The following is a 10,701-nucleotide window of genomic DNA, read 5'->3' as shown; positions in this document are numbered from 1 at the left end:
CCGCCAGGGCCTGGCGCACCGCCTCCAGGCAGAGCAGGTGCAGCGGCTCCACCGAGTGCAAGACCTTGGGCGGCATGCCGTAGGCCACCGGATCAAAGGGCACCTCGTCCAGGAAGGTGCCCCAGCGGGCATAGATCCGGTCCGGGGACTGCCGGCCAGCGTCGAAGTACAGCCGCCAGTCCCAGCGCTCCGCCGGGATCTCCCGGACCGGGGAGACCCGGTTGAGGATGTTCTCCCAGTAGCGCTCCACCCCGGGGGCGTCCGGGAAAAAGCCGCCGAGGCCGATGATGGCGATATCCAGCGGTGGCCCCTGGTCCGGCTCTGCCGCCGGCCGGCTGGCAGACGCCGCCTGCTCGCACCAGGCGGTGGCGCCGGCGCACAGCTCCTGGTGCAGCCCGGCCACCGTGGTCACCTGGTCCTGGATGCCCGCCATCTGGCCGACCATGTAGATGCCTTCCGCCAGCTGCTCCGCCTCGTCCCTGGGCGTAAGGAGGCGCTCCCCGGGGCGGTCCGCCGCCGCCACCCTGGCCACCCCCTTGGCCGCCAGCCGCAGCCGGCCCTGCTCGAAAAGCTCGAGCTGGCGGCGGGCCTCCTCGGCGGGGATACCCGCCGCGGCCAGACGGGCCTTCTCGGCTTGGAAGCGGCGGGCGAAGGGGGTATCCAGGCAGCGCACCGCGTGGCCGGGACCGGACTCCAGGAGGGTGGTGGACCGGCTGGCCAGGAGCTGGCGGCGGTACGGCTCGACGATGGCGCCGGAAGCCACCGCCTCCCGGGTGAAGAGATAGGCGCTGCCCACCTGCAGGCCGACCGCGGCGCCGGCCTCGGCCAGCTCGGCGGTCATGGCTGCGACCATGGCCGCCGAGCTGGCGTCCCGCAGGCCGCCGGCAAAAAGCAGGGACAGGGCGCGCTTGCGGCTGGCCGGCAGCCCGGCCAGCCGGTCCAGGACCGCCTGCCAGAGCACGAAGCTGGACAGCGGCCCGACGTGGCCCCCCGCCTCCCGGCCCTCGAAGATCAGGCGGCGGCAACCAGCTGCCAGAAAGAGGTCAAGCAGGCCCAGGGAAGGGACATGGACATAGGTGGCGATCCCCTGCCCTTCCAGCGCCAGCACCTGCTCGGGCCGGCCGCCGGCAACAAGGGCGAAGGGCGGGGCCTGGCGCTTGAGCACCGCCACCTGCTCTTGCCAGATCTCGGCGGGTAGAAAGCCCAGGAGCCCCACCCCCCAGGGCCGCTCCCCCAGGGCCGCCCGGGTGGCGGCCAGCATCGCCTCCAGCTCCGGGGCCCGGAGCCAGGCCGCGGCCATGAAGGGCAGGCCGCCGGCCTCGGCCACCGCTGCGGCAAAGGCCGGCACATCGCTCACCCGGGCCATGGGCCCCTGGACCACCGGGTAGCGGGTGCCGTGGGCCCGGGCCAGGGCGCTCTCCGGCGCCAGGGGGCGCAGCCGGCCGGCCAGAGCAAGCCCCCGCCGGGCCGCCTGCCGGATGGCCTGGACGATGCCGCCCGCGGTGACCAGACGGCGGGCCAGCTCCGGGGCCAGGGCCAGATCCTGGCCAAGGAGCAGCAGATCGGCGTCGGGGTCCTGCAATCCGGCCGCACCGGCGATGCAGCCGGTCCAGGCCGCCCGCACCGCCGATGGGTCGCCCCCCGCGGCGGCCAGGCGCCGCTCCTCTTCCCGGAGGGCCGCCAGCCGGTGGCGGCCGGCCAGGGTGCAGGCCCGGACCGGCCGCCCCAGGGCCTCACCCAGGAGCACGGTGTCCCGGCCGTCGGCCCGGGACAGGGCGGCGCGCAGGGCGGCCCCCAGGGGCGACTCCCGGGCCAGGGCCAGCTGGGCGTCCAGGACCGCACCGGCGGCGCCGGCGGCGAGACAGGCAGCCGCGGTATGAAGACCGATGCCGCCTTGCGCCCACACCGGCAGGGAGAAGCCAGCCAGCAAGCGCTGCAGGAGGATGAAGGTGGTCTCGTCGCCTACCCGGCCGCCGGCTTCGTGCCCCTTGGCGATCAGGCCCTGGATGCCGAGCCGCAAGCCGGCCTCCGCCTCCGCGGCGGAGACACACTCCAGAAGGATGCGCCGGGGCAAGCCCCGCAGCCGCGCCAGCAGCGGGGCCGGGTCCGGGTCGAGGCCGCCGGCGAGGATGATGGTGGTGCAGCCGGCAGGAAGAGCCGGCAGGAGAACAGCGTGGAGGTCAAAGGCGGATGGAATCCTGACGCCAAAAGGGCCGCCGGCAAACCGGGCCAGACGCGCCAGCTCCCGAGCGGCGCGCCCTGGATCCCCGCACAGCTCCAGGTCCAGGATGCCAACCGCCCCTGCCCGGCTGCCGGCGATGGCCAGGGACGCGTCCGGAGCACAGGACGGCAGGGAGCAGGCCAGCACCTCAAAGCAACGATCGTCGGACACGTCCCTTGGCTATCCCCTGTTGTTGGCAGTCTTCTCCCGGGCGGCCGCACCCGGCTGATGGCCAGATGATACGGGGCCGCGAACGCCAAGCGCAACCCTTTATTGCGAATTCCTCCGGGTGAGGACAAAAGCCCGGTGGCCAGAGCAGGGATTCGGCGGCCGGCAGCACCGGCTGGAGGTCTCGTCTGCCGCTCCATCCTGATTCAGGCGAGCTGGCGAACAGATAGGGGGCTCACAAGAAAATCTTGAGCTATATCAGAAAGCTATGACAACGATTCGGTTCAACGCCCGCCCGCGGCAGCGCTGTCTGGCCGCGATCCGGGGCGTCGATTCCCCCCGGCTGGCTAATAACTCTTCCTGCGCGGGAAAAGACAAAAATATCTGCTTGACTTTGTCCGCCGTTCATGACCTGATGGGCCATCGCAAGGGCACGACGGTGCGTCCCAGCCACTCTTTTGTCCTTCACAAGGTGTGAAGGCGCATGCCCAGGTCGTCCGCGGGAGCGAAAAAACAGCCAAGAAGGAGGTGCGTAATGAAGAAGCGGTATGCAATCCTGGCCGGTGTCACCCTGGCGTCTCTCCTCTCCATCCCCACCCTGCCCGGCCTGCCGGCGTCTGCCGAGGCCGCTTCCTTCCGGGTCAACAACCGGGCCGACCTGCCGGACATCGACCCTGGTGACGGCGTCTGCAAGGCTGCGGTCTCCACCAATACCGACCGGGAGCCCCTTCTTACGTGCACCCTCCGCGCCGCCGTCATGGAGGCCAACGCCCTGCCAGGGGCCGATGAGATCAGGGTGCCCGGCGGCCGCTTCCGGCTTGACCGCAAGGGCGGCTTCACCGAGACGGAAGGGGCCTTCGGCGACCTGGATATCGTCGACAAGCTCACCATCATCGGCCGGGGCAAGGGCCGCACCATCATCGATGCCTCGGCCCTGGATGACCGGATCTTCGACATCCACGACCCGAGCATCGTGGTCATGAGCGGCATGACCCTTCGGGGCGGCGAGGTGCTGGGCAGCCGGGCCACCGGCGACCAGCAGCAGACCGGGGAGCTGGAATGTCCCATCGTCAAGCCGGCGGACGGCGCCGACGGCGGCGGTCTGCTCAACCGCGGCGGCATCGTTCGTCTGACCGACATGTCTTTTGAGGACAACTTCGCCATCTGCGACGGCGGCGGGGTCGAGAACCAGAACGACGGCATCATGCTGCTCACCGACTGCGACTTCCTCGAAAACGTCGCCATTGGCAGTGGCGGTGGCGTGGAGAACGACGAAGACTCCATCATGACCATCGGCACCAGCCGGCCGACCCTGACCCCGGCCCCGCCCCCCACCGAAGGAGAGCCCAACCCCCGGGGCACCCTGGTCATCCCTCCCAAGGCCCGGTTCGAGCGCAACAACGCCCATGAGAACGGCGGCGCCATTGCCAGCGACGACTCCTTCATCGTCATCCGCAATGCCGAGGTCCGGGACAACCTCGCCTATGGCCGGGGCGGCGGCATCTGGAACGGCGACAGTGACGTCATGACCGTCAGCCGCTCCACGGTCACCAGCAACGATGCTGCCGACGGCGGCGGCATCTTCAACAACGACGGCTTCCTCACCCTGCAGTCCACGGTGGTCCAGGAAAACTCGCCCAACGACATCGTCGACTTCAACATCCAGGAGGGACTCCCCCCCGACAATTTCTGAAAGGCGGTACCGGGGGCAATGCGACCCTTGATGCGGGCTCCGGGGCCGCGGCCCCGGAGCCCGGCTCGGCCTTCAGCGGCACGCGCCGCTGGCGGGTCGGTCTCTTTTTTCGGGGAGGAGGTCCCACCATGAACGAGCCCATTGTCCAATCCATCCCGGAGCAGGCTTGCCGGGACGGCGGCGCCAGGCCGCGCCCGCCGCTCTGGCTGGCCGTGCTCCTGGTCGCCGCCGTGCTGATCGCCGGCCCTGCCCTGGCAGCACCGTGCCCGGATGCAGACGGGGACGGCTTTGCCGTCTGCAGCGGCGGCTGCACCCTGCCCGAGGGCAAGCAGTGCGGCGACTGCAACGATCAGAACGCCCAGATCCGGCCCGGGGTTGCGGAATTCTGCGGCGACGGCATCGACAACAACTGCGACGGCGCCATCGACTTCGGGGCTGGCCAGGAGTGCACGATCGGCGTCCCCACCGGCTGCCAGGAGCCCTCGCCCGAGACCCCCTGCTGCCTGACCCGATCCATCCTGGTGTGCAACGCCCAGGGCACCGGCGTCGTCTGCCCGACCCCGGCCACTGGCCTGGAGCAGCCGCTGCCGGAGCTGGCGTACAGCCCGGCGTGCCACGACGGGGTGGACAACGACTGCGACAGCCGCACCGACGCGGCCGATCCCGGCTGCACCGCCAGCCAGGGCGAGCAGTGCAACGACCTGGACGATGACTTTGACGAGCTGATCGACGAGGGCTTCTTCCTGGGTCTGCCCTGCACCGCCGGCACTGGCGACTGCGCCCGTTCCGGGACCAGGATCTGCGACGGCCCCACTGCCACCCGCTGCAGCGCCAACCCCGGCGCGCCGGCCAACGAGAACACCCCCGGCACCGGCGCCTGTGTGGATGGCCAGGACAACGACTGCGATGGCGCAGTCGACCTGGCCGACTCCGGCTGCTCTGCCCCGGAGACTTGTGACGGCAAGGACAATGACGGCGATGGCCTGGTGGACGAAGGCTTTGCCGGTCTGGGTGGGGCGTGCACCAGCGGCCTTGGCATCTGCCAGACCGAAGGCACCGTCCTCTGCAGCCCGGACGGTCAGGCCACGGTGTGCAGTGCCACGCCGGGACTGGCATCGGTGGAGGGCCCTGCCGGCGCCACCTGCGAGGACGGGCTGGACAACGACTGCGACGGGTCTGCCGATGCCCTGGACCCGGATTGCGGCGCCGCCGACTGGGTGGTCTCCTGCGCCCTGCCCTACTACCGGGGCCGGGTCTTCCCGGGCTTCCATTCCTGCGTCGGCCTCCACCGCGTGCTCTTTTTCACCAACGTCAACCTGGAAGAAAATCCGGACGCGGTGCTCACCGCCGAGCTCCTGGCCATGGACGAGGACGGCACGGTGCTGGCCGCAACGCCGGTGGCTAACGGCGACCTCGCCCGCCTGGCCAGCCGCATCGACCGGGAGGACTGGTATGTGCAGTCCGTGGGCACCAACCACAAGGTGTTCGCCCCCCGGCCCACCCTCCATGTCACCCTGGATGACGGCAAGAAGAAGGCCGAGGCCTTCTGCTCCAACATCCCCTGGCTGCAGGTCATCGAGCCCAAGGGCAAGGTGGTGGTGGAGTCGGAAGGAGACACCACCCGGCTCTTCACCGCCATCCCCCTGGTGGACACCCGCACGGTGGAGGTCCGGGTGGACGGCGTCTCCCTTTTTCCGGCCATGGGGATCGCCAACCCGGGCTCCTGCACCGTCAACGCCCCCTGCAACGGCACGGTGGTCATCAACGGTCGCTTTGTGGGCGTCCGGGAGGCGGTGGTGCAAAGCTCCTCGGTGTGGCTGCCGGCCATCAACACCGTGGACCTGAAGCTGGACAACCTGGGCTGCGGCGAGCACATCTTCCTGGTCGAGGGCATCCGCCAGCGCCTGTCCTTCCCCAACACCCCGGACGAGCAGTGCCTGATCGACGACCTCGCCGACAAAGGCACCTCCAGTGGTCTGTCCATCGAGATCACCCATCCCGAGGAGATGGCCGTCCTGAGCCAGACCACGGTGCAGGTCGTGGGCAGCGCCTGCAGCGGCCGGCCCATCTCGGATGTGGCGGTGAACGGCCAGCTGGTGGACGTCTCCAGCCAGGTCTTCACCGAGGGGGACGGCCTGACCTCCGGCGACCGGTACGACATCACCATCGATTCGGCGCACCCGGTAACCAACCTGGCCCAGGACGTGGCCTCAGGGGACATCCATCAAGGGTCCTTCGACCCGGGCTCCAACCGGCTGACCGCCATGGTGGCGGACGACCTGGGCAACCGCAGCTTTGACCAGAAGGTCTTCGCCATCGGCAACGTCGTCCCGCCGCAGCTGGCGGCGGGCGTCGAGGCAGGCCTGAGCGCCGGGCTCCGGGCCAAGGTGCAGGCCGCCGCCGAGCTGGCCGCCACCGAGGTGAACAACGCCTTTGTGGTGGGCATGGAGGCGGACGCCATCCAGCGGCTCTTCGACGAGCGCTGCCACGCCGCCGCCGTGGAGTACATCGGCAACCTGGAAAGCCAGATCATCAACACCGTGGTGGACCAGCGCGAGGTGGAGGTGACGGTCTGCTCCTGCGACCCCACGGTCACCACCCGCATCACCGACTTCTCCGCCGACCCCAACCAGGTCTCCTGTCCGGTCCAGTTCCTCAACGACAAGATGAAGGTGACCATGAACCTGCCGCCCATCCATGTCGAGCTGTCGGTGGGCGGCTCCTGCCGGGTGGAGGATCCCATCTTCGGCGCCTGCATCGCCAAGACCAATGTCTCCGGCACCACCTCCACCGATCTCACCGCCTCCCGGCTGGAGTTCGAGATCAGCGAAGGCCAGCTCCTGGGCACCTCGCCCCCGGCGGCGCCGGTCTACTACCCGCCCACCGCCTCGGAGCCACCCACCGGCAACATCCACATCTCCATCGGCTGTCTGGCCTCCCTGTGCGACTTCCTGCTGAGCCCCTTTGCCATCATCGTCAACGCCATCGCCGGCGACCGCATCATCCCGGTGCTGGGCTTTGGCGCCACCATCGATGTCAACTTCGAGGCCGACCTGGGCTCGTCCCAGCCAGACCCCATCAGCCTCGGCGAGATCAAAGTGGACGAGCAGGAGGTCCAGGGCACCGGCCAGAAGCTGCAAGGGATCCTCTCCAGCGTCAGCATCACCCCCCAGGGCCTGGTGGCCGGCCTCAAGGGCAACTTCGAAACCTTGAGCGTCGATCCCGAGGTGGAGCCCACGCCGGGGGCCATCTCCACCCCGGCCCCCATCCCCTCGTTGCCTACCCCCAACGCCGATGATGTCTTCGTGGCCCTGGCCGACGACACCTTCAACCAGTTCTTCGCCAGCATGGCGGTCTCCGGCCGCTTCAAGACCGGCTGCGAAGACACCGGCAAGACCCTGGGCGACCTTTTGCCCGTGGACTGCGCCAGCCTGTCGGTGGGGGCTTGCAGCGAGGACAGCTCAGTCTCCTGCAAGACCGACAGCGACTGCACCGGCACCTGCATCCCCAACGATCTCAAGAGCCAGATCGCCCGGGGCACGTGCTATGCCTTCAAAAACGGCCAGGCCTTCTGCGACAGCCTGCCCCTCTTCCCGCTCACCGAGCGGCTGACCTGCCAGGTGACCGCCCAGAAGCTGGCCGAGATCAACATCAACGCCAGCCAGGGTCTTCTGTTCTGCAACCGCCAGGATGTGCCACCCCGCCTCCTCATCCAGGACAACGACGCGACCCCGGACGTGGAGACCACAGTGCGGCTCAACGACCTGTCCGTGGCCCTGGTGGTGGACCGGGACGGCGACGGGGCGCTGGCCGGCGAGCTGCCCAGCACCCACCGCTGTCTCGCCCAGGGCGCCCCCACGGTGGGGGATTGCAACTTCTTCGGCGCCTGCCTGGACCTCAACGTCGAGACCGGCATGCAGCTGGCAACGAAACAGTGCGCCAACGACCACTCCATCCTCTGCAGCACCGACGCCCAGTGCGCGGCGGTGGGTGGCGGCTGTGTGGCAGTGTGCGACTCCGGCGATCCCGGCTTCGTCACCCGGGTGGTGGGGGTGCAGACCACCATCCGCTCCCTGGGCACGGTCTGCGGCGGTGCCACCGGCACCGGTGACGACGAGCTCCTGGCCGACACCTCGGGTCAGGACACCACCATCGACCTGGTGCTGGAGAACGCCAACCGCTTCACGCCGCCGGCCTGCATCCAGGGTCTCGATCTGGGCGGGTTCCTGAGCTTCTCCAACCCGCGTCTCATCAGCATCGACACCGACGGCGACCCGACCTTCGACGATTACCTGGGCCTCACCGGCCAGGTGAACTGAAGGCCCCTCTCCTCCCAGCGTCATCCTCCCGGGGGCACGGCAGACCTGCCGTGCCCCCGGCCTTTTTCGGGGCGCCATCCGGTATGCGGCAGCTGGGTACCCTGGAGCAGCCCTTCGTCACCCCGGTGCTGGCGGGTGCCTGGGCAAGCTTTCCACCTGCGCCCTCGTGTCCGTGGCCGAGCTGGGCTGATCCTGGCCCTCCTGCGCTTTCTCCAGGACCGCCGCCGGCCGCTCCCGGAGAAAGAGGGTGCCGCAGCCACCGGTCCGCTCCCGACGCCAGCAATTGGCCCGGCGGACATGGATGCCCCGTCCCCGGAGAGCCTGGTGCCAGTGGGCCACCACCGAGGCAGGCGACGGCCGGAAGGGGCTGGCAGGCACCGGATTGGGCAGGAGCAGGTGGACGGTCAGCTCCCTGAAGGGCTGCAGCCGGTCCTTCAGAGCGACCAGATCCTGGTCCCGGTCGTTGACCCCGGCCAGCAGGAGATAGCTCGCCCCCAGCCGGCGGCGCTGGCGGCGGGAAAGGAGAGGCCAGCAGGCGGCGAGCAGATCCCACAAGGCTGCGAAGTCCGGGCCAGCCGGCACCAGCCGGCGGTGGGTGACCGCATCGGCGCTGTGCATCGACAGCATGAGGCCGTTGTGAGGCAGGCGCAGGAAGGCAGCCAGCTGGGACAGGGGCCGGCCGGTGGTGGTGAGGGAGACCGGCAGGCCTTGGCGGTGCTGTTCCACCAGAAAGGGGATCACCGCCGCCGGGTTGGCCAGGGGCTCGCCCATGCCGGAGAGGGTGAGCCTGGCCGGCTCATATCCTCGCTGCCGGGCGGCGCTGACCTGGGCGGCCAGCTCCTCCTGGCTGAGGTTGCGGGCGAAGCCGCCGCGGCCAGCAGCGCAGAACGGACACCCCATGGCGCAGCCGGCCTGGGTGGACAGGCAAAGGGTGCCGGTGCCGTAGAACACCGCCTCCACCAGGAGACCATCGGCCAGGCGCACCGGCAGGAGGTGGTTGCGGGAGCCGGCCGTCATCCGGCCTCGGGCCCCTGGTCCGGCTCGCCACCCCGCCGCCTTTTCACCTCCTCCACCAGGCGCAGCGCCTCCTCCTTCTTCGGTGCCGGCGGTGGCGCCGCCTTCACCATCTGCACCAGCACGTCGAAAGGATCCAGCTCGGCGCCGCAGTCGGTGCAGCAGACCAGCCGCCAGGCGGTGTAGCAGATGACGTTGGCATGGCGGCAGCCGGCCGGAGCCTCGTGGTTGCGGCCGGGACGGCGGCGGGAGGGATCAAGGCGGATGATGGTGGCCATGGGGCGTCCTCCGGGGGTGGAGACTGCCCTATCCTGGCAAGGGCCGCTCGGCCTGTCAAGGGCTGGCGGCCCGGCCCCGCCCCGACGGCAGCGCCCGGGTTGCGGCAACATGAGCCGCCCTGCATAGCTGCAATACAGACCAACCGGCGCCGAATGGCTGGGCAAGATCCCAGAGCATTTGGGAAGTCAACCGATTGAAGTTTCTTGTTTCGGAATCCCTGAAGTATGGAGCCAACGAGGCTGCGGAGTAGGATGATAAGACAGTCCCGGCTATATCAGGATCACGGACGTTGATGAGAACGGGCAATTGCGGGACGAAACCTTTAAGTCGCTTCCGGAGGATGTTGCACGCCCTACCTATGGGGTGGGGGACGCGTGATGCGGAATCCGGCGCACTTACACCCTGGCCTGGCCCGGCGGCCGGCCCCGGCTGGCCAGCGTCGCCGGCCCGGCGGACACGCCGTACAGCCGCGAGCCCGTGGTCCGCTGGCAGCACGATGACGCTCTGCATCTCCTGAAGGTCGAGTACGGCAGGTGTAGGAGGGAAGGATGGATCCACCGGGGGGATCGAAAGGCTGCCCAGGCGGAAGGTTGCCGCCGGGCTGACGGTGACGGTCACCGTGTCCCAGAGGGGTTGGCCGGTCTGAGGGATGACCGCGAACAGGAGCTGGCAGCTATCCTGGGGCAGCGGGTTTTGGCCGTTGGCATCAATCCGCACCGTACTGGCTGCCAGCGCCCCGTCACGTCCAGGGCGATGGCCACCAGGATACATCAACCTTGGCTGACCACCAACGCGGCGATATCTTTTCGCTTTTCAAGTGAGTTGGCATGTCGATTCCTGGCTGATGCTCACTGAGCCTTTTCTCTCTTCAAGTCCGCCAACAGTACCGCTTGCCCAAGTTTTCCCGCCTTTTTCAAGTAGGTCTCATCCGCCGTCACCAGGGTCCCTTTTCGCTCAATCGCCAGGGCATGATAGACAGCGTCATAGAAGGTAACCTTGTAATCGGC

Annotated in this window: 5 protein-coding genes; 2 read left to right on the top strand and 3 right to left on the bottom strand. The window is 69.1% G+C overall.

The window, feature by feature from the left end; genetic code table 11:
- Positions 1–2,392, bottom strand: a 2,392-nt coding sequence (locus tag AB1634_16880) for a nitronate monooxygenase (GenBank protein MEW6221190.1), incomplete at its 3' end; no start/stop codon positions are given.
- 532 nt (positions 2,393–2,924) lie between these two features.
- On the opposite strand from AB1634_16880, the gene AB1634_16875 reads away from it, so the two are divergent.
- Both AB1634_16875 and AB1634_16870 read left to right on the top strand, forming a co-directional pair.
- Positions 2,925–4,082 (top strand): hypothetical protein, encoded by a 1,158-nt coding sequence (locus AB1634_16875; protein MEW6221189.1) that lies wholly within the window; start codon positions 2,925–2,927, stop codon positions 4,080–4,082.
- 128 nt (positions 4,083–4,210) lie between these two features.
- The gene (locus AB1634_16870) at positions 4,211–8,401 is read left to right on the top strand and encodes a putative metal-binding motif-containing protein (GenBank protein ID MEW6221188.1); all 4,191 of its coding nucleotides are present in this window, start codon (positions 4,211–4,213) and stop codon (positions 8,399–8,401) included.
- 117 nt (positions 8,402–8,518) lie between these two features.
- Here the strand turns inward: AB1634_16870 and AB1634_16865 are convergent, their stop codons facing one another.
- Positions 8,519–9,418 carry a radical SAM protein gene (locus tag AB1634_16865; protein MEW6221187.1) on the bottom strand — a complete coding sequence of 300 codons (900 nt, stop codon included), beginning with the start codon at positions 9,416–9,418 and terminating at the stop codon, positions 8,519–8,521.
- Positions 9,415–9,693, bottom strand: a complete 279-nt coding sequence (locus AB1634_16860; GenBank protein MEW6221186.1) for a hypothetical protein — start codon at positions 9,691–9,693, stop codon at positions 9,415–9,417. Before AB1634_16860 ends, AB1634_16865 begins: the two co-directional genes overlap by 4 nt.
- Positions 9,694–10,701 lie beyond the last annotated feature (1,008 nt).

It is taken from the genome of Thermodesulfobacteriota bacterium (assembly GCA_040755095.1).
Lineage (GTDB): Bacteria > Desulfobacterota > Desulfobulbia > Desulfobulbales > JBFMBH01 > JBFMBH01.
Note: the sequence above shows the minus strand (reverse complement) of the source record. Positions and strands in the feature narration are given on the sequence as shown.